Here is a 21,961-nt window from a genome sequence, read left to right on the forward strand (position 1 = left end):
TATTGCTAACCCGTCCCGTGCCTGATACGCTACCGTATCAAAATCAAAAGCGGGGAGAGGCGATGGAGCGGGAGGCAACCTATCGCGGCACGGTCTATCCGTGGCAGTGCGATCATGTCGGCCACATGAACGTCATGTGGTATGTCGGCAAGTTCGACGAGGCGAACTGGAATCTGTTCGCCCGCCTCGGCCTGACACCGAGCTATCTGCGCGCCTCGGGCCGCGGCATGGCCGCCGTGCAGCAGACCATCACCTACAGGCGCGAGCTGCTCGCCGGCGACATCGTCGAGATCCGCAGCCATCTGCTCGATATCAGCGACAAGTCGATCCGCTTCCGGCATGACATGACGAACGCCGAGACCGGGGAGATCGCCGCAATCTGCGAGATCATCGGCGTGCACATGGATCGGAGCCAGCGCAAATCGGCTTCGTTCGCGGATGCCATCCGCGAGATCGCCTTGCTGCATCTCGCCGAGCCGACCAGGGCCTGAGCCATGGCTGCGTTCGAGCCGAAAAATCCGGGCTATCGGGCCGCGGCGATCGCGATGTTCGACCGCCAGCCGGCGATGCATACGCTCGGCGTCGTGATCGTCCGCCTCGCCCCCGGCGCGGTCGAGCTGGCGATGCCGCATTCGGCCGCCTTCACGCAGCAGAACGGCTTCATCCATGCCGGCATCATCACCGCAGGTCTCGACAACGCCTGCGGCGTTGCCGCCTTCAGCCTGATGCCGCGCGAGGCCGACATCCTCACCGTCGAGTTCAAGACCACGCTGCTCGCCCCCGCCCGCGGCGGGCGGTTCGTGTTCAAGGCCGAGGTCGTCAAGCCCGGCCGCACGCTCACCTTCTGCGAGGCCAAGGCGTTTGCCGAGCACGAGGGCAAGACGAGCTTGATCGCCACCATGACCGCGACGCTGATGGCGATGCTGCCCCGCAATGCTGCCTAGCGTGTGCCGTGCGCCTCTCACGTCGAGCGACGATTGACAAGCCTGCCGACGCATCCCTTGATGCGAGGATCATGCTTGCGAGTCTCGGTCTCATCCTGCTGTGCCAATTGATCGGCGAAGCGGTCGTGCGCGGCCTCGGCCTGCCGCTGCCGGGACCGGTGCTCGGCCTGTTGCTGCTCCTGGTGCTCCTCCTCGCTCGCGATCGTTTCGCGTTGCTCGCGCGCGGACCGCTGGGCAACGCCGGCGTCGAGACGGCAAGCAAGGGCCTGCTGGCACATCTGTCGCTGCTGTTCGTCCCGGCGGGCGTCGGCGTCGTGCAGAAGCTCGATCTGCTCGCGTCCCACGGCATCGCGATCGTCCTGGTGCTCGCGCTGTCGGTGATCGTCACGCTGCTCGCGACGGTGCTGACCTTCCGCCTCGTCAGCCGCCTGTTGCGGCATGGGGATGCGCGATGAAGGACAATCCGTTCTCGCTGTGGGTCTATCTCTCGCAGTCGCCGCTGCTGTGGCTGACCGTGACGCTGCTGGTCTATGCGACCACGGACGCGGTGTCGCTGGCGACGCGGCGGCATCCGCTGGCCAATCCCGTGCTGCACGCGATGTGGATCATCGGCGCGTTCCTGCTGCTGACCGGCACGTCCTACACGAGTTATTTTGCCGGCGCGCAGTTCGTGCACTTCCTGCTGGGGCCCGCCACCGTCGCGCTCGCCGTGCCGCTGTACGAGAATCGCAAGCGCGTGGTTGCCTCGATCGTGCCGATGCTGGTGGCGCTGCTGGCGGGATCGGTCACCGCCGTGGTGTCGGTGGTGCTGCTGGCCGAGCTCGCCGGCCTTCCCCGGGAGGTGGTGCTGTCGCTGGCGCCGAAATCGGTCACCGCCGGCGTCGCCATGGGCATCGCCGAATCCTTGCATGCCGATCCGTCGCTGGCGGCGGTGGCGGTGATCCTCACCGGCATCATGGGCGCCATCATCGTGACACCGCTGATGAATCGCACCGGGGTCACCGATTACCGGGCACGCGGATTCGCGGCGGGCCTTGCGGCGCATGGTATCGGGACCGCGCGCGCCTTCCAGGTCGACGAGATCGCCGGCGTCTTCTCCGGTATCGCCATGAGCCTGAACGCCTTGGTGACCTCGTTCCTGGTCCCCTTGGCGGTCACGCTGCTGGTGCGATGACATCGCCGCCGCGACACTCTATATGACCGGTAACAATTCCCGATCCCGAGCCGTATTCGGGAGGATGGGACCGAAACGGGACGAGATATGGCTGGATTTGGGACTAAGGGCCTTGCGCCGACGCGGCGCGCTGCGCTGACGCTGATCGGGGCAGGCGCCCTCGCAGTTGGCGGGATCACCTCGGCGCTGGCTGCCGCCGACAGCGACGAGGTGCTGACCGAAGCCAGGGTGCTGCGCGATCCCGACACGCCCGTCGCCGGTAATCCCGACGGGAACATCACCATCGTCGAATGGTCCGACTACAATTGCCCCTATTGCCGCAAGCTCGAGCCCGAGCTGCGCCAGGTCGTCCAGGACGACGGCAAGGTGCGGCTGGTGATGAAGGATTGGCCGATCCTCGGGCCGGTCTCGGTCACGGCGGCGCGAACCGCGCTCGCGGCGAAGTTCCAGGATAAATATCACCAGGCCCATGACGCCATGATGGGCGTCAGCTCGCGCCTGACCGAGTCGCGCATCAATGAATTGCTGGCGGCCGCCGGCGTCGATATGGACCGCCTGAAGCGCGATCTCGCCGGCCGCGGCAGCGACATCGACGCCCTGCTCAAGCGCAACAACGAGCAGGCCGAGGCCTTCGGCTTCCGCGGCACCCCGGCCTTCATCGTCGGCAAGTATCGCGTTCCAGGCGTGCTCAGCATGGCCGAGTTCGAGCAGGTCATCGCCGATGCCCGCAAGGCCAAGATGAACTGACGCGCGGCGTTGCCGCCAATACGAAGGCGCCGCCGCGGATCCGCGACGGCGCCTTGTTCATTTGGTCGGGGGCGTTACTTCTGCGAGATGCGGACCCAGTCCTTGTGCGCACGATCGCGTAGCGCATCCCAATCCGCCTTCGCGACATCCCAGTTCACGATGGTGCGATTGGTGGTTGCGACCTCGCCATTGGCGACGGACGAGGTCTGCATGGAGTCGTAGACATAGACGCCGCCAGCAAGCAGCAGGGCGCCCAAAATCATTCCAAAAAACGTTCTCATAGCGAACCTCCAGTGACGGGCGATAACGTTGGCCCGCAGTGATGGTTCCGCGGCCATGCGGCGCATCTAAGGAGAGAAATTGTTCATCCCGCATTCAGCCACTGCACCAGCTCCGCATTGATCTCGCGCGGATAGGTGTGGCTGAGGTCGTCGATCTCGCGATAGGTGACGTCAGCGCCGGCGGCCGCGAGCGCGCCTTGCGTCTGGCGCGCGGTCTGCACCGGAAACATCCAGTCGAGCTTGCCGTGGGTGATGAAGATCGGCAGCCCCTGCAAGCGCACGGCGTCGGCCATCTCCGCCATAAGCGGATGGAAGGTCGCGGACACCGGCGCAAGATGCGTGAAGGGCGAGGCGCCATCGAGCCCGCTCACGTAACAGAAGGTGCCGCCGTCGCTCATGCCGGTCAGCAGCATGCGCGAGGCGTCGACGCTCCAGCGGCCGCGCACGCTCTCGAGGATGCGCATGAGATTGGGCGTATCGGCATCATCGCCCATCAGCGCCCAGGTCGGGCCGGTCGCTGTCGGCGCCACCAGGATCGCACCAAGGCTGCGGGCTTCGCGCAGCCAGCTCCACAGAAAGCCGCGGCCGTTGCCGCTGCCGCCATGCAGCGCCATCACCAGCGGCATGGCGCGACCTCGTGTGTAATATTCGGGCACATAGACCGAGAAGCCGCCGCGGCTGCCGGGTTCGTTGTGATCGTGGAAGATGCCGGTATCTTCGCTCGCTCCGGCTTCGAGCCGCGACAACAGATCCGCATTGTCGCGATTGCCGGCGTCGAGGAAGAAGCTGCTCACCGGTGGAAACTGCAGCGACAGCGGATAAAGTGCCTCCTGCGCGCGCGGAAGGTGGCGCAGCGCACGGAAAACCGCGACGAGATCGCCGTTGCCGCGCTCGACCTCGCGGATGCCGGCAAAGGCGGCGAGCGTCTCGTCGCAGGCGCGATCCAGTCGTGCGCGCAAGCCCGCGAACTGCTCCGGCCAATCCCCGATCGAAGCCCGCGCCGCCTGCAGCGTCTCGTCCGGTGTGCCGACTGCGTTCATGACAGAGGCAAAGGCCGGCGGATGCAGATTTCGCTGGAAGAACCCGAGCGCCTCCAGCGCGTTCAGCAGCGGCGGCAGCACGGCCACGATGTCGTCGATCACGGCCTCGCTCATTGCAGCTTCCTTGGCGGCTTCCTCGAGCCTGGGATCAATGCAGCTTCGGCGCCTTCAGAAGCTTGAAGCGGTCGGTCGAGGTCACCGTGACGTCGAAGGTGACGCCTTCGTGGTGCACGGTCAGCGGCACGTCGACGCCGGCGGCGCCGAGGGCCCACATCTTCTTGTAGAACGCGGTCTGGCTCGTGACCTTGTCGCCGTTGACGGCGAGGATGACGTCGCCGGTCTTGAGCTCGGCGCGGGCCGCCGGGCCGTTGGTGGAGATTCCGATCACCACCACGCGGTTGTCGATCTCGGTCGAGAACAGCCCGAGCCAGGGCCGCGCCGGCTTGTTGACGCGGCCGAACTTGCGCAGGTCGTCCAGGATCGGCTTCAACAGGTCGATCGGCACGATCATGTTGACGTGCTCGGCCTTGCCGTCGCGTTCGCGGTCCAGCTGAAGCGAGCCGATGCCGATCAACTCGCCGCGCTCGTTGAGCAACGCGGTGCCGCCCCAGTTCGGATGAGCAGGATAGGTGAAGACGGCTTCGTCCAGCAGATATTCCCAATAACCGGCGAATTCCTGCTTGGCCACGATCTGGCTCGCGACCGAGCGCGTGCGGCCGCCGGCGCCGCCGACCACGACGCGGTCGCCGACCCGGGTCTCCGCCGAATTGCCGAGCGGCAAGGGCTCGACGTCGAGCTCACCGAGAGCCTGTACCAGGCCGAAGCCGGTGACGGAATCGAAGCCGAGCGCATGCCCTTCGACCACCCGCCCGTCGGCGCGGTGCAGCCACACCGATTCCGCCTCGGTGATGAGATAGCCGATGGTGAGCACCAGTCCGTCGTCGATCACGACGCCATTGCCGGCGCGTTCGGTGCCCAGCGTCTCGGCGCTGAAGGCGTCCGGAGGGATGATGGCGTGCAGGCCGACGACGGATCCCAGCGCGCGGTCGAGATCGAAACCGTAATCGCTCGCACGCGGCTGATTGGCCGGCGGCACTCTCCATTCGGTCAGGGTGGACATCGAGTTCTCCTGGCTGGGTGCATCGCTCCGGGATTGCTGCAGAGTGACGCGCGAAGCACGCATAATTTAGGCCGTGGGAGGCCGTCTTGAAAGCCTCGTTCCCAACTATTCGGGAGAACGCCGCGTGAAATCTTCGAAAGGCACGCAAAACACCGCGCGCATGGGCGGCAGATGCCCCCCGATCCGGCCCATGCCGCATGGCTGGTGTCCGGCGCGGTGCTAGGCGCCGTGCGGTGAAGCTGCTAACCATTGCCGCTTCGTTTGACCAAGGGATCACGGATCGAAGCATGGATAACCGCAGCGACATCTGGCGTGGCGTCGACACGATCAAGGCGCGTTTCATCGACCTCAGCGACAGGGTCTGGGGCATGCCCGAGGTGTGCTACACCGAGGCGAGGTCCGCCGCCGAGCATCTCGCCGAGCTGCGTCATCAGGGTTTCCGCATCACCGAGAAGGTCGGCGGCATTCCGACCGCGGTGATGGGCGAATGGGGCGAGGGCGGTCCGGTCATCGCCTTCATGGGGGAATATGACGCGCTGCCCGGCCTCAGCCAGGAAGCGGGTGTCGCGGAGCACCGTCCGGTCGAGACCGGCGGGCACGGCCATGGCTGCGGCCACAATCTGCTCGGTTCCGCGGCGTTGCTTGCGGCGACCGCGATGAAGGATTGGCTTGCCGAGAACAAGGTCGCCGGGCGCGTGCGCTATTACGGCTGCCCGGCTGAAGAGGGCGGCGCCGCAAAGGCCTTCATGGTGCGCTCCGGCGCGTTCGAGGGCGCCGACATTGCCATCACCTGGCATCCGCACAGTTTCTGGGAAGTCGCGGTGACGCCGTCGCTCGCCAACACGCGCGCGGACTTCATCTTCACCGGCCGCACCTCGCATGCGGCGGCCTCGCCGCATCTCGGCCGTTCCGCGCTCGACGCGGTGGAATTGATGAATGTCGGCGTGAACTACATGCGCGAGCACATGCCGAGCGATGCGCGCGTGCATTATGCGTTGCTCGATACCGGCGGCATCGCGCCGAACGTGGTGCAGGCTCATGCGCGGGTGCGTTATTCGATCCGCGCGCGTGATCTGCCCGGCATGAACGAGCTGGTCGGGCGCGTGAGCAAGATCGCGGAGGGCGCGGCGCTGATGACCGAGACCAAGGTGGAGATGAAGATCATTTCCGCGGTCTCCAACATCCTGCCCAACGCGCCGCTGGAACAGGCGCTGCACCGGGTCATGGAAGAGCTCGGGCCGCCGCATTTCGACGACGCGGACAAGAGCTTTGCCGGCCAGATCCGCGCGACGCTGAGCGACAAGGACATCGCGTCGGTCTATTACGCGATCGGCATGGAGCCGACGGATCGGCCGCTGGCCGATTTCCTGGTGCCGCTCGATGCCAAGCGCAACCCACTGGTCGGTTCGACCGACGTCGGCGACGTCAGCTGGGTGGTGCCGACCGTGCAGGTGCACGCACCCACAGTTGCAATCGGCACGCCCTTCCACACCTGGCAGGTGGTGGCGCAGGGAAAGAGTTCGCACGCCCACAAGGCCATGGTGCAGGCGGCCAAGGCGATGGCCGGTCTCGGCATCAAGGCGCTGACGGATCCGGAGCTGATCAAGGCGGCGAAAGCCGACCTGAAGAAGCGGACAGCGAGGACGCCGTATGTCTGTCCGCTGCCGGATCATGTCGAGCCGCCGCTCACCATGTCCGTGGCGTAGAATTTCGCCTCGATACTTCGTCTGATCCGACGAACAAATTTTCCGCAGTGCAGCGTGCAATCCGGCATGTTTTGATGCTGGATTGCCGAACGGATGGGCTGCGGAACGCAGTTTTGCCCAACGGACAGCCAGAAGACCGTTTGCATACACACGGTCCCAGTTGACGCGCCCCCCATTCGGTGTGCCATCTACTGCCAGCTAATTGGGCGGCCGACTGTCGCGGCCGTCTTCATCACGATGGGAACCAGACGGGGGACAACCATGCTGGATAAAGAACTGCGTTCGATGATCGGCCAGGTGAAGGACGGGCGAATGGATCGCCGCGCCTTCATCACGCGCATGGCCGCGGTCGGTCTCACCGCTCCCTTGGCCAACCAGATCCTCGCGCTCGGCGGTGTCGCCATGGCCGAGGGCGCCCAGACTTACAAGCCGACCAAGCGCGGCGGCGGCGGTGCGCTGAAGCTGTTGTGGTGGCAGGGCCCGACCCTGCTCAATCCGCATTTCGCCACCGGCACCAAGGACCAGGACGGCTCGCGCCTGTTCTACGAACCGCTCGCCTGCTGGGATCCGGACGGCAACATGAAGCTGGTGCTGGCGACGGAGATTCCGTCCATCCAGAACGGCCTGCTCGCCGCGGACGGCAAGTCGGTGACTTGGAAGCTGAAGCCAGGCGTGAAGTGGCATGACGGCAAGCCGTTCTCCGCCGACGACGTCGTGTTCACCTGGCAGTATGCCAAGGACCCTGCGACCGCGGCGATCACCATCGGCGTCTATCGCGACATCGTCGTCGAGAAGATCGACGATCTCACGGTCAAGATCAACTTCCCGAAGCCGACCCCGTTCTGGGCCGACGCTTTCGTCGGCGCCGGCGCAGGCCAGATCCTGCCGAAGCATCTGTTCGCCGATTTCATCGGCTCCAAATCGCGCGAGGCTCCGACCAATCTCGCACCTGTGGGCACCGGTCCCTACAAGTTCGTCGAGTTCAAGCCGGGCGATCTCATCCGCGGCGTGATCAATCCCGACTATCACATGGCCAACCGCCCCTATTTCGATACGCTCGAGATGAAGGGCGGCGGTGACGCCGTCTCGGCCGCGCGTGCGGTGATCCAGACCGGCGAATATGATTTCGGCTGGAATATCCAGGTCGAGGACGACGTGCTGCTGCGCCTGGAGAAGGGCGGCAAGGGCAAGACCGTCTACGCCGTGGGCGGCGACACCGAGTTCATCGCGCTCAACTTCACCGACCCGAACGTCGAGGTCGACGGCGAGCGTTCGTCGATGAAGACCAAGCATCCGCTGTTCTCGGATCCCGTGGTACGCAAGGCGCTGTCCCTGCTGGTCGATCGCGAGTCGGTCAAGAAGGCGATCTACGGCCGCGCCGGCCGCACCACCGCGAACTTCCTCAACGGCCCCGAGAAGTTCGTGTCCAAGAACACGAGCTGGGAATTCAACATCGAGAAGGCCGCCAAGATGCTCGAAGACGGCGGCTGGAAGGCCGGCGCCGACGGCATCCGCGAGAAGGGCGGCAAGAAGCTCAAGCTGGTCTATCAGACCTCGATCAACGGTCCGCGCCAGAAGACCCAGGCCATCATCAAGCAGGCCTGTCAGAAGGCCGGCATCGACGTCGAGCTGAAGTCGGTGGTGGCCTCGGTGTTCTTCTCGTCGGACGTCGCCAATCCCGACACCTATCCGAAGTTCTACGCTGACCTCGAGATGTTCCAGATCCCGCTGAGCCAGCCGGATCCCTCGCAGCACATGCGCCGTTATCTCTCGACGGCGGTTGCGACCAAGGAGAACAAGTGGCAGGGCACGAACTTCCCGCGCTGGGTCAACAAGGACTATGACGCCGCGATCAACGCCGCCGACATGGAAATGGACCCGGTCAAGCGCGCGGCGCTCTACATCAAGGCCAACGACCTGATGTGGGAAGACACGGTGTTCATCCCCGTGATGCATCGTCTCAAGGTCGAGGCCGCCGCGAACAATCTGCGTCCGGTGATCTCGGGCTGGGCCAACGAAACCGACAATTTGTTCGACTGGTATCGCGAGGAATGATCCCCAAGCTCTAGACGGGGCGTTCCCTCATGAGTCAATACGTTCTGCGTCGCCTGCTGATCGCGCTGCCGAGCCTGCTCGGAATCTCGGCCGTGCTGTTCTTCGTGCTCGCGCTTGCGCCCGGCGATCCGTTCTCGGAGCTGGCGACGAATCCGAACGTTCCGCCCGAAGTGCAGGCCGCACTTCGGGCCAAGTTCGGCCTCGACGATCCGATCTACCTTCGCTACCTGCACTGGCTCAACGCCATGGTCCACGGCGACTGGGGCTTCTCCTTCGTCAGCCGCATGGACGTCGACAAGCTGATCCTGCAGCGTCTGCCGGCCACGCTCTACGTGATCGGCTCGGCGCAGATCCTGGCGCTGCTGATCGCGATTCCGGTCGGCGTCTATGCCGCGACGAAGCCCTATTCGCTGTTCGACCAGATCGCCAACACGCTCGCCTTCGTCGGCTTCTCGCTGCCGACCTTCTTCACCGGCATCCTGTTCATCCTGATCTTCTCGGTCACGCTGGACTGGCTGCCGTTCGTCTACACTACCGACATCAAGGCGACCGGCATCCACTGGGTGCTGGAGATGATCCGTCAGGCGATCATGCCGGTGGCAGTGCTCGGCCTGTTCCAGGCGGCGTCGATGACGCGCTTCGTGCGCTCGGCGATGCTGGACGTGATCCGGCTCGATTACGTCACCACGGCGCGCGCCAAGGGGCTCGGGCAGGCCAAGGTCATCATCAAGCACGTGATGCGCAACGCCATGATCCCGGTGGTGACGCTGATCGCCTTGCAGATGCCCGCGGTGTTCGGCGGCGCCATCGTCACCGAGCAGATCTTCCGCATCCCCGGCATCGGCTCGCTGCTGATCTCCTCGATCCTGTCCAACGACACGCCGGTGGTGATGGCCGTCACCTTCGTCTTCGCGTGCCTCGTCGTGCTGTTCAATCTCATCGCGGACGTTCTTTATGGCTGGCTTGACCCTCGCATCTCCTTCCGCTGAGCGGCGGGCCTACTCGCCCTGGCGCGAGACGTGGCGGCGTTATAGCCGCCACCGGCTCGCCGTGGTCAGCGCCTTCCTGCTCCTCATTCTGATTCTGGCGGTCGTCGTCGGCCCCTTCGTCTGGCGCATCAAGATCAACGAGATCGACATCGTCGCAGGGCTCCAAGGGCCCTCGCTGGCCCATCCGTTCGGGACCGACGATCTCGGCCAGGACATCCTGGCGCGCATGATCTATGGCGGCCGCATCTCGCTGGCGGTCGGCCTCGCCGCGATGCTGGTTTCGGTCTTCATCGGCACGCTGATCGGTGCGCTCGCCGGCATGTCGCGCGGTGCGCTCGGGCACGGCTTGATGTGGCTCACCGACCTGTTCCTGTCGCTGCCGCAGCTGCCGCTGCTGCTGCTGCTGATCTATCTGTTCCGCGACGGGCTGAAGCAGGTGTTCGGGCCCGAAGGCGGCATCTTCATCCTGATCGTGCTGGTGATCGGCGGCCTGCGCTGGATGCCGGTGGCGCGGCTGGTGCGCGCGCAGTTCCTGTCGATCCGCGAGAAGGAGTTCGTCGAGGCCGCCCGCGCACTCGGCGCCAGCCCGGTGCGGCAGGTGGTGCGCCATATCCTGCCCAATGCGCTCGGCCCGGTGATCATCGCCGGCACCATCGACGTCGCCGCCGCGATCATCGCGGAATCGACACTGTCCTTCCTCGGCCTCGGTTTCCCGCCGGATACGCCGACCTGGGGCCGGCTGCTGTATGATGCCAAGGACTTCCTCGACATCGGCCCGCATTGGGCGCTGTTTCCGGGCGGCGCGATCTTCATCGCGGTGGTCGCGATCAACTTCATCGGCGACGGTCTGCGTGACGCGCTCGATGCGCGACGGGTGATCTGATGGCGCCGCTGCTCGAGATCAAGGGACTGAAGACCCACTTCTCCACCGACGACGGCATTCTCCAGGCCGTCGACGGCATCGACATCTCCATCAACCGGGGCGAGACGCTCTGCGTCGTCGGCGAATCCGGCTGCGGTAAGACCGTGACCGCGATGTCGATCCTGAAGCTGATCGCGATGCCGCCGGGCCGGATCGCGGCTGGCCAGATCATCTTCGAGGGCCGCGATCTGGTGCCGCTGACCAGCAGCCAGCTCGACGAGATCCGCGCCAAGGAAATCGGCTTCATCTTCCAGGAACCGATGACTTCGCTCAACCCGGTGCTCACGATCGGCGAGCAGATCGCCGAGAGCCTGCGCCGGCACGAGGCGGTGACGAAGAAGCAGGCGCTCGAACGCACCATCGAGATGCTGAAGCTGGTGCAGATCCCCAACGCCGAAGGCCGCGTGCATAATTATCCGCACCAGTTCTCCGGCGGCATGCGCCAGCGCGTGATGATCGCGATGGCACTCGCCTGCAAGCCCAAGCTGATCATCGCCGACGAGCCCACCACCGCGCTCGACGTCACCATCCAGGCTCAGATCCTCGACCTGCTGCAGGACATGAAGGAGCGCTTCGGCATGGCGGTGATGCTGATCACCCATGCCATGGGCGTCGTCGCCGAGACCGCGCAGCGCGTCGTCGTGATGTATGCCGGCAAGGTGGTGGAGGAGGCCCCCGTCGACGATCTGTTCGGCGATCCCCGTCATCCCTATACGCAAGGCCTGATCCGCTCGATCCCGCGCATCGACCTCGACAGCGAGCACAAGACGCGGCTGGAAGCGATCGGCGGCTCGGTGCCGATCCTGATCAATCCGCCGGTCGGCTGCCGTTTTGCGCCGCGCTGCAAGTTCGCCATGAACGTCTGCACCGAGAAGGAGCCGCTGCTGCGCGAGATCGCGCCCGGCCATCGCATGGCCTGCCATCTCGGCGATCCGAACCTGGGAGCTGCGTCATGAGCGAGCCCTTGCTCCGCGTCAGCGGCCTCAAGAAGCATTTTCCCGTGCTCGGCGGCCTGTTGTCGCGCCAGGTCGGCACCGTCTACGCGGTCGACGGCGTGTCGTTCTCGGTCAATCGCGGCGAGACGCTGGGTCTCGTCGGGGAGTCCGGCTGCGGCAAGTCGACGACGGGGCGCTGCGTGCTGCGCCTGATCGAGCCGACCGACGGCGAGGTCATCTTCGACGGCCAAGATGTGCGCCAGCTCGGCGGTAACGATTTGCGCGCGATGCGGCGGAACATGCAGCTGGTGTTCCAGGATCCGTTCGCCTCGCTCAATCCGCGCATGACGGTCGGCGCCATCCTCGGCGAGGCCTTCACCATCCATAATCTTGCGACCTCGGCGAAAGAGCGGGAGGAGCGCGTCGCGGGCCTGCTGGTCAAGGTCGGGCTCAAGGCCGAGCACATGCGGCGCTATCCGCACGAGTTCTCGGGCGGCCAGCGCCAGCGCATCGTGATCGCGCGCGCGCTCGCGGTCGAGCCGAAGCTGATCGTCTGCGACGAGCCGGTCTCCGCGCTCGACGTGTCGATCCAGGCCCAGGTCATCAACCTCCTGGAGGACCTCCAGGCCGAGATGAACCTGACCTATCTCTTCGTCGCGCATGACCTCTCGGTGGTCGAGCACATCTCCGACCGCGTCGCGGTGATGTATCTCGGCCGCATCGTCGAGCTCGCCAAGGCCAGCGACCTCTACCGCAATCCGCAGCATCCCTACACCAGGGCGCTGCTGTCGGCGGTGCCGGTGCCCGATCCAAAACTCAAGCGTGAGCGCATCCGCCTCAAGGGCGACGTGCCGAGCCCGATGAAGCCGCCGTCCGGCTGCCACTTCCACACCCGCTGCCCGATCGCCCAGCCGCGCTGTGCGGAGAGCGCGCCGGTGCTGAAGGAAGGCGCGGGCGGGCACTTCGTGGCCTGCCACCTGGCCTGACGAAACGCGAAAACGCGGATCTAGCCGAGCGGCACGCCCTGCTCCGACAGGGCCTGCCTGAAAGCCTCCACGGACGTGTACTGGTGCGCGAACAGCCCCGCCTGTCGCGCGCCGGCGACGTTGGCCGGGAGGTCGTCGACGAACAGGACCGTCTCAGGCGATGCGTTGAGCTCCGACAGGCAGAGACGGTAGCAGTTCGGGTCCGGCTTGGCCGTCTTGAACTGGGCCGAGGTGTAGATGCGGGAGCCGAACAGCGGACGCAGCTCCGGCAATAGCGTGTCGATGTGGTCGGCGACCAGCGTGGTATTGTTGGTCAGCACGGCAATGTCGACGCTCTGTCGCAAGCGGTCGACGATCTCCAGCATCGCATGATCCGCCTGCATGGAACGGCGCCGGGCTTCCACCCACTGCTCGATCGAGAGGGGATAGCCGATGCGTGTCCCGAAGCCTCGCAGATAATCGGCAGCCTTGAGCGCGCCGGAATCGCCGAGCAACTCGAACCCGCTATCCCAGATCGCCGCGTGGACGGCTTCGCTGGCGGCTCCCGCAAGCTCCGCCAGATAGGCAACGCGCGTCGGCCTGTCGTAGGCACAGAGCACATTGTCCATGTCGAACAGGACGAGCTTGATGGCGTCAGTCACGGCGGCACTCGCGATCAGCCGGACATCCGGCGCTGATCGCAGTCATATCCCGCGGGAACGCAGGTGACAAATCCGGGGTGACGCCAGCTCGCCGCGATGAACGCGCGGCGTCATCCCTCCAGCGTGAAGCCGACGCGCAGGGTCACCTGGTAATGGCGCACGGCACCGTTCTCGATATGGCCGCGGGTCTGCACCACCTCGAACCATTTCATCTCGCGAACGGTCTTGGCGGCGCGGCTGACCGCGTTCTTGATGGCGTCCTCGATCGAGGTCTCGGACGATCCGACGAGGTCCAGGATCTTGTAGACGTGATCGCTCTCGGTTGCGGGCATGGGTCTTCCCCTGGTTCAGTTTGCGGCCGACGAAGGCGTTCGGTACAAACGCGCATGCGGCTGCGCATGGCGTTGACTCTGAACGGGCGTGGGCGCTTCGGGTTCCTTGTCCCGTGATGGCCCGCATGCACCGGCCGAGGTGGAGCCGAGCGCGCCGGCCTGCTAAGCGCTAGTGATGGACTCGGCACGACGCGACAGGAAGATCGGCTCTCTCTGCCTCTGCGTGACAGCCTTCGGCTGGGCGTTGAACTGGCCGCTGATGAAGCTGCTGCTCCAGCAATGGCCGCCTCTGTTCGCGCGTGGGCTGGCGGGCGTTTGCGCCTCGCTCATTCTCGGTACTCTGGTGCTGAGCCGGAAAGAGTCGTTCGCCGTTCCGCGCGAGGCCATCCCGCGGCTGGTGTTCGCGACCTTCACCAATGTGTTTGCCTGGATGGGGCTCGGCACGGTCGCGATGAAATATGTGACGGTGAGCGAGGGCGCTCTGCTCGCCTACACCATGCCGATCTGGGCGATGCTGTTTGCCTGGCCGGTGCTGCACACGCGGCCGTCCCCGCGGGATATTTTCGGGCTCGTCCTCGGTGTTGCCGGCGTCACGCTGCTGCTGAGCGGCAATGGCTTCGCTTTCAGCGCCGACAAGCTGATCGGGATCGCGCTCGCGCTATCTTGCGCCATCCTGTTCGCGCTCGGCAACGTGCTCAACCGCAAGCCGCTGCCGCTGCCGCCGCTGGTCGTCGTCGCCTGGCAGGTCGGGCTCGGCTGCGGCGCGATGCTGGTCCTCGGCGTGCTGTTCGAGCGTCCTGACGTCACCGCGATCACTCCGTTGGGGCTCGGCTGCTTCGTCTACATGACGCTGGTGCCGATGGGCGTCTGCTACGTCACCTGGTTCGAGACGCTGCGCCGTCTGCCGCCGACCACGGCCTCGACCGGCATGCTGATCGTGCCGGTGATCGGCGTGGTCTCCGCCGCGATCATTCTCGGCGAGCCGCTGGGCTATCGCGAATGGACGGCGATGGCGCTCACGCTCGGTGGCGTGACGCTGGCCTTGCAGCGGGGATAGCCTCGCCCGCGCCTCGAGAGGGGGGGGCGAAAGGCGGGAGAAATGCTTTCCAAATCGCCCGCTGTCATTGGATGCCGCGGTTGCCTGCGCGAAGACGGCTGAGCTAACCTCCGCGGATGTCGTGGCATCGTCAGGTGCGGTGATGATCGACCTTTGGACGAGGGGCGCTCTGGTTGTGATCGGCCTCGGCGTGCTGGCTGCGCCGTGCCCTGCCCAGGATGAGCTCGATGGCGCGCCGGCGAGCATGTCGCTGCAGGTCACGACCGATCCTTCCACCATCGCCTGTCGCCGGCTGGATGAGGTCAATCCGGCTTCGCTCGTGTTCCTGCCGCTGCGCCAGACATTCAGCGAGGATTTCGACGAGCATCCGCTGTCGAGCGGCCGCTGGGTCCCGCATTATGCGGGCGGAGCGGCCTGGCCGGAGGCGCGCTATTGGGGCGGCGACGGCTCCGACTTCAAGCGCAAGACCAGTGCCAATGGCGAGCAGCAGATTTATGTCGATCCGCGCTATGCGGGGCGCGCGGCGGCGCCGCTCGGGCTCGATCCGTTCAGGGTGAAGGACGGCGTGCTGTCGATCGTCGCCAGCCGCACGCCGCCGGAATTGAAGCCGGTGCTGTTCAACAACGAGTACATCTCGGGCATCCTGACGACCCAGGGCACGTTCGCCCAGAAGCACGGCTATTTCGAAATTCGCGCCAAGGTGCCGGTCGGCCATGCGGTATGGCCGGCGTTCTGGATGCTGGCGGACGACGGCGGCTGGCCGCCGGAGGTCGACGTGCTGGAAGGCCGCGGCGAGCGGCCGGGCGATCTCGTGATGACGACGCATTGGCGGATTCCCGCGACCCAGAAGATCCAGTCCTGCGGCTTCGATTTCGCGGTCGGCGACGCCTCCAGCGCATTCCACAATTACGGTGTGCTGTGGCAGGAGGACCGCCTGGTCTATTTCATCGACCGCAGGCCGGTGTCCGACATCAAGGTCCCGATCGGCTTCGACGATCCCATGTACATGATCGTCAACCTCGCGATCGGGTCGAAGTTCTTTCCTGGCGTCAGTCAGGTCGACGCGGAATCGCCAATGAGCGTCGCATTCGAGATCGACCGCATATCCGTCTATCAGATCGATCTGGAGCAGGCGCGGAGATAGCGATGTTGGCCGATGTCTCGCGACGCTGTTTTACAGGGCTCGCCGGCCTCGCCGCGCTGGGCGCAGCCGCAGGGGCCCGGGCCGCAGATGACGAACCGGCCTTCGCGCCGGCGCCATTCCCGAAGGATTTCCTGTGGGGCACGGCAACCTCGTCCTACCAGATCGAAGGCGCGGTCGACGAGGATGGCCGCGGCAAGTCGATCTGGGACGTCTTCAGCCACACGCCCGGCAAGATCGAGGACGGCTCGACCGGCGACCGCGCCAACGAGCACTATCATCGCTACAAGGAGGACGTCGCGCTGATCAAGGCGCTCGGCGTCAAGGCGTACCGCTTCTCGATCGCCTGGCCGCGGGTGTTTCCGGATGGGGCAGGCCAGCCCAATCCCACGGGGCTCGATTTCTACGATCGCCTCGTCGACGAGCTGCTCGCGAGCGGCATCGAGCCCTATGCCACGCTCTACCATTGGGACCTGCCGCAGGCGCTCCAGGACCGCGTCGGCGGCTGGTCGTCGAGCGACACGTCGAAGGCTTTTGCCGATTACGCCGCCCATGTTGCCGCGCGCCTGACCGATCGCGTCAGGAACGTCTTCACCGTGAACGAGGTCGGACGCTTCGTGAATTTCGGCTATGGCTGGGGCATCGACGCGCCCGGCCTGAAGTTGCCGGCCGCGCAGCTCAACCAGGCCCGCCACCATGTCGCGCTGGCGCATGGCCTTGCCGTGCAGGCAATCCGCGCCTCGGGGCGGGCCGGCACCCGCGTCGGTGCCGCCGAGAACATCGCGGCCTGCGTGCCGGCGATCGCGACGCCGGACAACATCCACGCGGCCGAGATTGCGACCCGCGAGCTCAACGCCGGCTTTCTCGGTGTGGTGCTCGAAGGCAAGTACACTGACGGCTTCCTCGCCTACGCCGGCGCGGACGCGCCGAAATTCACGCCTGAGGAATTGAAGATCATCGGCACGCCGAACGATTTCGTCGGCCTCAACATCTACGCGCCGCAATATTACGTGACGACCTCCGACCGCGCGCCGGGCTTTCGCGTGCTGCCGTTCCCCACCTCGTTCCCGCACATGAACTCGGAATGGCTGCGCGTCGGGCCCGAGGTGATCTACTGGGCGCCGCGCCTTGCTGCGAAGACCTGGAACATCGAGAATATCTACATCAGCGAGAACGGCACCTCGTCCGAGGACAAGATTTCCGCCGACGGCCAGGTCTACGACCTCGACCGCATCATGTTCCTGCGCAATTACCTGTCCCAGATGCAGCGCGCGACCGCCGAAGGCGTGCCGATCCGCGGTTATTTCCTCTGGAGCCTGATGGACAATTTCGAGTGGATCTTCGGCTATGGCAAGCGCTTCGGGCTGTATCGCGTCGACTTCGAGACACAGGCGAGAGTGCCGAAACTGAGCGCCGCGTTCTATCGCGACGTGGTCGCCAGGAACGCGATCGGGGCGTGAGGCTAACCCCTACGGATCCAGCTCCGTATCCCAGTAGAGATAGTCCAGCCAGCTGTCGTGCAGATAGTTCGGCGGAAACAGGCGGCCGTTGCGGTGGAGCTGGTGCACGGTGGGCGCGAACGCGCTCTGGCGCGGAAACATCTTGGCCTGCGCCGGCGTCAAATTGCCCTTGCGCAGATTGCACGGCGAGCATGCCGCGACCACGTTCTCCCAGGTGGTCTGGCCGCCTTTGCTGCGTGGGATGATGTGATCGAAGGTGAGGTCTTCGGGCGAGCCGCAATATTGGCAGGCGAAACGATCGCGCAGGAAGACGTTGAACCGGGTGAAGGCGGGATGCGTGGTCGGCTTGACGAAGGATTTGAGCGAGACGACGCTCGGCAACTGCATCTGCAGCGTGGGACTGTGGACCGCCTGGTCGTAGTGAGCGACGATGTTGACGCGGTCGAGGAACACCGCCTTGATCGCGTCCTGCCACGACCAGAGAGACAGCGGGTAGTAACTCAGCGGCCGGAAGTCCGCATTCAGCACCAACACCGGCCAACTGCCTTGCGAGACATGTGCGTTCAAGTAACGCTCCCGGCCTCCAATATACGCTGCGAAGCAGCATGTCCTGACATACTACATGCAGCGTGACGGGATTGTGAAGCCCGTTGAGCGACTTATTCAGGCGCAAGCAATGCGGCGGCGGGGTGGCAAAAGCGCTCAAAAAGCCGCGATCCCGCTAACGGCAAAGCCGGTGGCGCGGAACCGCCGGCCCCGTTCGTCGCGCGTGGCCGTGGCAAGCTACTCCCGTACCCGCTCCAGCTTCTGCAAGCACCTGCTCGCGCGCACGATTGCCGGCATCTCCTCGTCCGGAAAGCTCGTCTTCCAGTCGGTGACGCCGACTTCGCCGACATAGATGTCGCCCTTCGAGTCCAGCGCGATGCCGTGCGGCGCCAGGAATTTGCCGCTGGCAATGCCGGGCCCGTCCTCGCCGCCGAGCCGCGCGATGCGCTTGCCCTTGGCGTCCACGATCGACAGCCGCGGGCCAAGGTTAGGCACCTTGCGGTTGACGGCCATGCCGGGGCCGAGCTCGCCGATCACGAAGGTCGGGCTCTTCGCCCCGCCGCAGCAGCACAGCGCGCAAGGGCGATGAAGGTTGTTCCATTGCGTCTCGTATTTGCCTTCGCCGTTGAACACCTGGACGCGATGGTTCTCGCGGTCGGCGACATAGACCCAGCCGTCGGCATCGGTGGCGATATTGTGCACGATGTTGAACTGGCCGGGATCGGTGCCCGGCTCGCCCCAGCTCTTGATCAGCTTGCCGTCGGGGGTGAATTTGTGCACGCGCGCATTACCGTAGCCGTCGGAGACGTAGATCTCGCCCTTCGGCGACAGGGCGGTGTGGGTGCAGCGGTGGAATGGATCGCCGCTCATGAACGGCGCGGGCTTCTCGGGGATGCCGATCGTCAGCAGCACCTTGCCGTCGGTGGTGCATTTGCGCACGGTGTGGTCGCCGTCATCGGTGCAATAGAGATTGTCGTCGGCGTCGATGTGCAGGCCGTGTGCGCGCGAGAACAGCCCTTCGCCAAAACTGCGGAGGAAATTGCCCTCGCGGTCCAGCACCACCATCGGGTGGGCGCCACGGTTGAAGACGTAGATGCGGTCCTTGCTGTCGACCGCGACCGAGGCGACGTCGCTGAGCTGCCATCCCTCCGGCAGTTTTGCGAAATTTTCGACGACGCGGTAGCGGTGCTCGCCGGTGCCGAGGATGGCTGGCATGGGTGGTCCCTTCCTCTCGCTGTCTCCAGTTGTACTCGTCTGCATCCGCGTCCTCACTGCTTCGCTGCGCTCGCAATGACGGGGGGCTCAAGCAGTGCTCGCCTCACGCCCCAACATCCCTTCCTCGATCGCCTTGATCTGCAGCGCGAGATATTTCGAGTTGATGCGGCACTGCGCGAGGCTGCCGGCGATGAACCAGAGGCCGGGCTGCCCAGTGCGCGCATACATGTTGCGCAGCTCGAAACCGTCGCCAAAGCCCCAGATCGGGCCGACGCGGTCGGCGATGGCGTCGCCGAACAGCTTTCGCACCAGATATTCCTGCGGCTTGTAGCCGGTGGAGAGCACGATGAGATCGGCGGGGATGATCGCACCGTCCTTCATCCGCGCGCCCTCGGCGACGAAGCCCTCGATGTCGGAGAACTGCCTGAGCTTGATCTTGCCTTCGACGATCAGGTTGGAGCAGCCGACGTTGAAATAATAGCCGCCGCCGCGGGTGAGGTATTTGAATTGCCACCCCGTTCCGGCCTCGCCGAAGTCGAGCTTGAAGCCGACGCGCACCAAGCCGTCGAGCAGATCCTTGTCGAGCTGCTTCGACTGCTCCGTCAGCATCACGTGCGTCTTCTTCGCCAGCGGCGTCGGCATCGAGGCCGCGATTAGGTCGTTGTCCTCGAGCGTGCCTTCATTGTAGGTGGCATAGGCGAGCTGCGCCGACGGCTCGATGTTGGTGACGAGCGTGGGCGAGCGTTGCACCAGCGTCACCTCGGCGCCGCTGGAATGAAGATCTTGCGCGATGTCGTGACCGCTGTTGCCGGTGCCGATGACGATGGCGCGCTTGCCGGTCCAGCTCTCGCCGTCCTCGTAACGGCTGGAATGCAGCAGCGTGCCCCGGAAATTGTCGAGGGTCGGGATAGCAGGGATGTTGGCAATGCCGCTGACGCCGGTGGCCATGATCACGTGACGCGGCTGCATGGTCCGCTTGCTGCCGTGGGAGCGGCGCAGCGTGACGGCCCAGTGGCCCTTGGCCTCGTCGTAAGAGCCGCCCTCGAATTCCGTGCCGGTCCAGAAGTTCAGCTCCATCGCATCGACGTAAGCTTCGAACCAGTTGGCGAGCTTGTCCTTGGGAATGTAGGTCGGCCAGTTCGGCGGAAACGGCATGTAGGGGAGATGATTGACCTGCACCTGGTTGTGCAGCGTCAAAGCATGATAGCGCTTGCGCCAATTGTCGCCGATACGGCTCTCGCGGTCGACGATCAGCGTGTCGACCTGGAGCTGCTTCAGCCGCGCTGCGATCGCGAGCCCGGCCTGGCCGCCGCCGACCACCAGCACGGCCGGATCGCGCTTTGCATAGTCGCGCGAGGCGTTGCGCAGATCGAGCCAGTTCGGCCCGCGGAAATCGCGCGAATAGGCCTGGCCGCGCGGGCGCGAGGTGCCGAGCTGCTCCTCGAATCCCTTGAGCTCGTCGAGCGCGGTGAGCAGCGTCCACGCTTTCAGACGCTCGCCGTCGGCGGCATCAGGGACGAGCCGGACGATGCCGCTGCCGCGTCCGATCGCGGTTTCGAAATGGAAGATCGCCTCGATGCTGGCAGTGCCGGCGCGCGTTACTTGGCGCGGCGGCGCACGGTTGGGCGCGATCTCGAATTTGGTTGGTGCGGCCTTGGGCGCGAGCGCGGCCAGCGCTGGCGCAATCGCCTCGCGACCAGCGAGCGTCTGCAGGTTCCAGCTCAGCGCCAGCACGTCGCGCCAGAAGCTGTCGGCGAGGAACAGCTGATTCAGCGCGGCGCGCTCGGGCTTGCCCAGCATGCGCTCGAACGCATCGAGCCAGGCTTGCGCGGCGACGGAAATATCCTTCGTCCTGTCCAGCATGCGACCTCGTGGCCGTCTTCGCGGCGTTTCCTCTACGGTCGAGGCTATACTGGTTGGGAATGTGCCGAAAGCGGTTTACCCGAGCAGGAAAAGCATGTGGCTCTGCTCGCGCGGAATACGCCGGTCAGGCCGTGAGCGCGCCCTCGCGCTTCTTCACGGCGCGATAGTAGCTCCACCACAGATGCGCTGCCGCGCCGCGCAGCGGACGCCAGGGTTCGGCGAGCGGCGCCATCTGCTTCTCCGTCGGGCGTGCCGGAAGGCCGAGGCCGATCTTGATGGCCTCCTGCACGGCGAGGTCGCCGGCGGGCCAGGCATCGCCATGGCCGAGGCAGAACAGCAGATAGACGTCCGCGGTCCAGGGCCCGATGCCGGGCAGCGCGATCAGGGTGTGATGTGCGGCGTCGGCATCTTCCTCGGCGAGCACGTCGAGGTTCAGCCGCTCTGCGCCGATCTCGCGTGCGAGATGCTTCAGCGTCTTGATCTTGGCGGCCGAGAGCCCGAGCCGTCCCAGCCGGTCGGCGCGGGCGCGGCCCACCGCCGCATGGTCGAACGGATCGAACGCCGTCGACAGCCGCCCCCAGATCGCCGCGGCGCTCGCAGTCGAGAGCTGCTGCCCGCAGACGATGTGGGCAAGGCCCGCGAAACCCGGCTCGCGCCGCCGCAGCGCCGGCATGCCCGCGATCTCGAGTATCGGTTTCAGGCGTGGATCGCGCTTGATGAGCGCATGGACGGCCTCTTCGAGATCGGACTGGGTTTCGAGGTGGATTGTCATGGCAGTTTGGCAATCTCTTTCCGCGTCATGGCCGG

23 protein-coding genes are annotated in these 21,961 nt (G+C 65.4%); 14 read left to right on the plus strand and 9 right to left on the minus strand.

Going from position 1 to position 21,961, the window contains the following annotated elements; all coding sequences use genetic code 11:
- The first annotated feature begins 62 nt into the window (after nucleotides 1-62).
- The 5 genes from Q0743_RS04360 to Q0743_RS04380 all read left to right on the plus strand — a co-directional run bounded on the left by Q0743_RS04360 (nucleotide 63) and on the right by Q0743_RS04380 (nucleotide 2,865).
- Nucleotides 63-491: a thioesterase family protein gene (locus Q0743_RS04360; RefSeq protein ID WP_298240359.1), complete on the plus strand. Its 429-nt coding sequence runs from the start codon at nucleotides 63-65 to the stop codon at nucleotides 489-491.
- A gap of 3 nt (nucleotides 492-494) precedes the next feature.
- Nucleotides 495-944, plus strand: coding sequence for a PaaI family thioesterase (locus Q0743_RS04365; protein WP_298240360.1), 450 nt, complete (start codon nucleotides 495-497; stop codon nucleotides 942-944).
- A 71-nt stretch (nucleotides 945-1,015) separates the two neighbouring features.
- Nucleotides 1,016-1,399 (plus strand): CidA/LrgA family protein, encoded by a 384-nt coding sequence (locus Q0743_RS04370; RefSeq protein WP_298240361.1) that lies wholly within the window; start codon nucleotides 1,016-1,018, stop codon nucleotides 1,397-1,399.
- A complete protein-coding gene (locus Q0743_RS04375; RefSeq protein ID WP_298240362.1) occupies nucleotides 1,396-2,118 on the plus strand; it encodes an LrgB family protein in 723 nt (240 codons plus the stop codon). Before Q0743_RS04370 ends, Q0743_RS04375 begins: the two co-directional genes overlap by 4 nt.
- Nucleotides 2,119-2,205: 87 nt before the next feature.
- A complete protein-coding gene (locus Q0743_RS04380; RefSeq protein WP_298240363.1) occupies nucleotides 2,206-2,865 on the plus strand; it encodes a DsbA family protein in 660 nt (219 codons plus the stop codon).
- A gap of 74 nt (nucleotides 2,866-2,939) precedes the next feature.
- On the opposite strand, the gene Q0743_RS04385 is transcribed toward Q0743_RS04380, so the two are convergent.
- From Q0743_RS04385 to Q0743_RS04395, 3 genes are all read right to left on the minus strand, one after another.
- Nucleotides 2,940-3,146, minus strand: coding sequence for a hypothetical protein (locus Q0743_RS04385; RefSeq protein ID WP_145669949.1), 207 nt, complete (start codon nucleotides 3,144-3,146; stop codon nucleotides 2,940-2,942).
- A gap of 83 nt (nucleotides 3,147-3,229) precedes the next feature.
- Nucleotides 3,230-4,300 carry a phospholipase gene (locus tag Q0743_RS04390; protein WP_298240364.1) on the minus strand — a complete coding sequence of 357 codons (1,071 nt, stop codon included), beginning with the start codon at nucleotides 4,298-4,300 and terminating at the stop codon, nucleotides 3,230-3,232.
- A gap of 34 nt (nucleotides 4,301-4,334) precedes the next feature.
- Nucleotides 4,335-5,306 carry a S1C family serine protease gene (locus tag Q0743_RS04395; RefSeq protein WP_298240365.1) on the minus strand — a complete coding sequence of 324 codons (972 nt, stop codon included), beginning with the start codon at nucleotides 5,304-5,306 and terminating at the stop codon, nucleotides 4,335-4,337.
- Between the two features lie 287 nt (nucleotides 5,307-5,593).
- Here Q0743_RS04395 and Q0743_RS04400 point away from each other — a divergent pair, with 287 nt between their 5' ends.
- The 6 genes from Q0743_RS04400 (at nucleotide 5,594) to Q0743_RS04425 (ending at nucleotide 12,899) form a co-directional block, all read left to right on the plus strand.
- The gene (locus Q0743_RS04400; RefSeq protein WP_298240366.1) at nucleotides 5,594-7,012 is read left to right on the plus strand and encodes a M20 family metallopeptidase; all 1,419 of its coding nucleotides are present in this window, start codon (nucleotides 5,594-5,596) and stop codon (nucleotides 7,010-7,012) included.
- A 261-nt stretch (nucleotides 7,013-7,273) separates the two neighbouring features.
- A complete protein-coding gene (locus tag Q0743_RS04405; RefSeq protein ID WP_298240367.1) occupies nucleotides 7,274-9,067 on the plus strand; it encodes a peptide ABC transporter substrate-binding protein in 1,794 nt (597 codons plus the stop codon).
- 29 nt (nucleotides 9,068-9,096) lie between these two features.
- Nucleotides 9,097-10,056 carry an ABC transporter permease gene (locus Q0743_RS04410; protein ID WP_298240368.1) on the plus strand — a complete coding sequence of 320 codons (960 nt, stop codon included), beginning with the start codon at nucleotides 9,097-9,099 and terminating at the stop codon, nucleotides 10,054-10,056.
- Entirely contained in the window at nucleotides 10,022-10,939 is a 918-nt protein-coding gene (locus Q0743_RS04415; protein WP_298240369.1) for an ABC transporter permease, read from the plus strand. Before Q0743_RS04410 ends, Q0743_RS04415 begins: the two co-directional genes overlap by 35 nt.
- Nucleotides 10,939-11,934, plus strand: coding sequence for an ABC transporter ATP-binding protein (locus Q0743_RS04420; RefSeq protein WP_298240370.1), 996 nt, complete (start codon nucleotides 10,939-10,941; stop codon nucleotides 11,932-11,934). Before Q0743_RS04415 ends, Q0743_RS04420 begins: the two co-directional genes overlap by 1 nt.
- Nucleotides 11,931-12,899, plus strand: a complete 969-nt coding sequence (locus Q0743_RS04425; RefSeq protein WP_298240371.1) for an ABC transporter ATP-binding protein — start codon at nucleotides 11,931-11,933, stop codon at nucleotides 12,897-12,899. The genes Q0743_RS04420 and Q0743_RS04425 overlap by 4 nt, the downstream gene beginning before the upstream one ends.
- A gap of 20 nt (nucleotides 12,900-12,919) precedes the next feature.
- Here the strand turns inward: Q0743_RS04425 and Q0743_RS04430 are convergent, their stop codons facing one another.
- Nucleotides 12,920-13,507, minus strand: coding sequence for an HAD family hydrolase (locus Q0743_RS04430; RefSeq protein ID WP_367184843.1), 588 nt, complete (start codon nucleotides 13,505-13,507; stop codon nucleotides 12,920-12,922).
- 143 nt (nucleotides 13,508-13,650) lie between these two features.
- On the minus strand, nucleotides 13,651-13,872 hold the full coding sequence (locus Q0743_RS04435) for a dodecin (RefSeq protein ID WP_298240373.1): 222 nt from the start codon (nucleotides 13,870-13,872) through the stop codon (nucleotides 13,651-13,653).
- A gap of 175 nt (nucleotides 13,873-14,047) precedes the next feature.
- Between Q0743_RS04435 and Q0743_RS04440 the strand changes: the two genes are divergently transcribed.
- The 3 genes from Q0743_RS04440 to Q0743_RS04450 all read left to right on the plus strand — a co-directional run bounded on the left by Q0743_RS04440 (nucleotide 14,048) and on the right by Q0743_RS04450 (nucleotide 17,530).
- Complete coding sequence (locus tag Q0743_RS04440; protein ID WP_298240374.1) at nucleotides 14,048-14,929, plus strand: DMT family transporter; 882 nt, start codon at nucleotides 14,048-14,050, stop codon at nucleotides 14,927-14,929.
- A gap of 142 nt (nucleotides 14,930-15,071) precedes the next feature.
- Nucleotides 15,072-16,073: a glycoside hydrolase family 16 protein gene (locus Q0743_RS04445; protein WP_298240375.1), complete on the plus strand. Its 1,002-nt coding sequence runs from the start codon at nucleotides 15,072-15,074 to the stop codon at nucleotides 16,071-16,073.
- Nucleotides 16,074-16,075: 2 nt separating this feature from the next.
- On the plus strand, nucleotides 16,076-17,530 hold the full coding sequence (locus tag Q0743_RS04450; RefSeq protein WP_298240376.1) for a GH1 family beta-glucosidase: 1,455 nt from the start codon (nucleotides 16,076-16,078) through the stop codon (nucleotides 17,528-17,530).
- Nucleotides 17,531-17,539: 9 nt separating this feature from the next.
- On the opposite strand, the gene Q0743_RS04455 is transcribed toward Q0743_RS04450, so the two are convergent.
- The 4 genes from Q0743_RS04455 to Q0743_RS04470 form a co-directional block, all read right to left on the minus strand.
- The gene (locus Q0743_RS04455) at nucleotides 17,540-18,097 is read right to left on the minus strand and encodes an HNH endonuclease (protein ID WP_008142962.1); all 558 of its coding nucleotides are present in this window, start codon (nucleotides 18,095-18,097) and stop codon (nucleotides 17,540-17,542) included.
- A gap of 216 nt (nucleotides 18,098-18,313) precedes the next feature.
- Nucleotides 18,314-19,291, minus strand: a complete 978-nt coding sequence (locus Q0743_RS04460; RefSeq protein ID WP_298240377.1) for a peptidyl-alpha-hydroxyglycine alpha-amidating lyase family protein — start codon at nucleotides 19,289-19,291, stop codon at nucleotides 18,314-18,316.
- Between the two features lie 87 nt (nucleotides 19,292-19,378).
- Nucleotides 19,379-21,154 (minus strand): NAD(P)/FAD-dependent oxidoreductase, encoded by a 1,776-nt coding sequence (locus Q0743_RS04465; protein WP_298240378.1) that lies wholly within the window; start codon nucleotides 21,152-21,154, stop codon nucleotides 19,379-19,381.
- Between the two features lie 124 nt (nucleotides 21,155-21,278).
- Entirely contained in the window at nucleotides 21,279-21,926 is a 648-nt protein-coding gene (locus Q0743_RS04470; protein WP_298240379.1) for a DNA-3-methyladenine glycosylase 2 family protein, read from the minus strand.
- Between the last annotated feature and the right edge of the window lie 35 nt (nucleotides 21,927-21,961).

The sequence above is a fragment of the uncultured Bradyrhizobium sp. genome, from assembly GCF_936943645.1.
In the GTDB taxonomy this organism is placed as follows: domain Bacteria; phylum Pseudomonadota; class Alphaproteobacteria; order Rhizobiales; family Xanthobacteraceae; genus Bradyrhizobium.

Bases quoted from the DNA above. Each gene is read 5' to 3' on its own strand.
- Q0743_RS04380 (WP_298240363.1), top strand. From the start codon at position 2,206: ATGGCTGGATTTGGGACTAAGGGCCTTGCGCCGACGCGGCGCGCTGCG.
- Q0743_RS04375 (WP_298240362.1), top strand. From the start codon at position 1,396: ATGAAGGACAATCCGTTCTCGCTGTGGGTCTATCTCTCGCAGTCGCCG.
- Q0743_RS04370 (WP_298240361.1), top strand. From the start codon at position 1,016: ATGCTTGCGAGTCTCGGTCTCATCCTGCTGTGCCAATTGATCGGCGAA.
- Q0743_RS04385 (WP_145669949.1), bottom strand. From the start codon at position 3,146: ATGAGAACGTTTTTTGGAATGATTTTGGGCGCCCTGCTGCTTGCTGGC.
- Q0743_RS04395 (WP_298240365.1), bottom strand. From the start codon at position 5,306: ATGTCCACCCTGACCGAATGGAGAGTGCCGCCGGCCAATCAGCCGCGT.
- Q0743_RS04470 (WP_298240379.1), bottom strand. From the start codon at position 21,926: ATGACAATCCACCTCGAAACCCAGTCCGATCTCGAAGAGGCCGTCCAT.
- Q0743_RS04420 (WP_298240370.1), top strand. From the start codon at position 10,939: ATGGCGCCGCTGCTCGAGATCAAGGGACTGAAGACCCACTTCTCCACC.
- Q0743_RS04445 (WP_298240375.1), top strand. From the start codon at position 15,072: ATGATCGACCTTTGGACGAGGGGCGCTCTGGTTGTGATCGGCCTCGGC.
- Q0743_RS04465 (WP_298240378.1), bottom strand. From the start codon at position 21,154: ATGCTGGACAGGACGAAGGATATTTCCGTCGCCGCGCAAGCCTGGCTC.
- Q0743_RS04365 (WP_298240360.1), top strand. From the start codon at position 495: ATGGCTGCGTTCGAGCCGAAAAATCCGGGCTATCGGGCCGCGGCGATC.
- Q0743_RS04425 (WP_298240371.1), top strand. From the start codon at position 11,931: ATGAGCGAGCCCTTGCTCCGCGTCAGCGGCCTCAAGAAGCATTTTCCC.
- Q0743_RS04435 (WP_298240373.1), bottom strand. From the start codon at position 13,872: ATGCCCGCAACCGAGAGCGATCACGTCTACAAGATCCTGGACCTCGTC.
- Q0743_RS04410 (WP_298240368.1), top strand. From the start codon at position 9,097: ATGAGTCAATACGTTCTGCGTCGCCTGCTGATCGCGCTGCCGAGCCTG.
- Q0743_RS04415 (WP_298240369.1), top strand. From the start codon at position 10,022: ATGGCTGGCTTGACCCTCGCATCTCCTTCCGCTGAGCGGCGGGCCTAC.
- Q0743_RS04400 (WP_298240366.1), top strand. From the start codon at position 5,594: ATGGATAACCGCAGCGACATCTGGCGTGGCGTCGACACGATCAAGGCG.
- Q0743_RS04440 (WP_298240374.1), top strand. From the start codon at position 14,048: ATGGACTCGGCACGACGCGACAGGAAGATCGGCTCTCTCTGCCTCTGC.
- Q0743_RS04460 (WP_298240377.1), bottom strand. From the start codon at position 19,291: ATGCCAGCCATCCTCGGCACCGGCGAGCACCGCTACCGCGTCGTCGAA.
- Q0743_RS04450 (WP_298240376.1), top strand. From the start codon at position 16,076: ATGTTGGCCGATGTCTCGCGACGCTGTTTTACAGGGCTCGCCGGCCTC.
- Q0743_RS04360 (WP_298240359.1), top strand. From the start codon at position 63: ATGGAGCGGGAGGCAACCTATCGCGGCACGGTCTATCCGTGGCAGTGC.
- Q0743_RS04390 (WP_298240364.1), bottom strand. From the start codon at position 4,300: ATGAGCGAGGCCGTGATCGACGACATCGTGGCCGTGCTGCCGCCGCTG.
- Q0743_RS04405 (WP_298240367.1), top strand. From the start codon at position 7,274: ATGCTGGATAAAGAACTGCGTTCGATGATCGGCCAGGTGAAGGACGGG.
- Q0743_RS04430 (WP_367184843.1), bottom strand. From the start codon at position 13,507: ATGGACAATGTGCTCTGTGCCTACGACAGGCCGACGCGCGTTGCCTAT.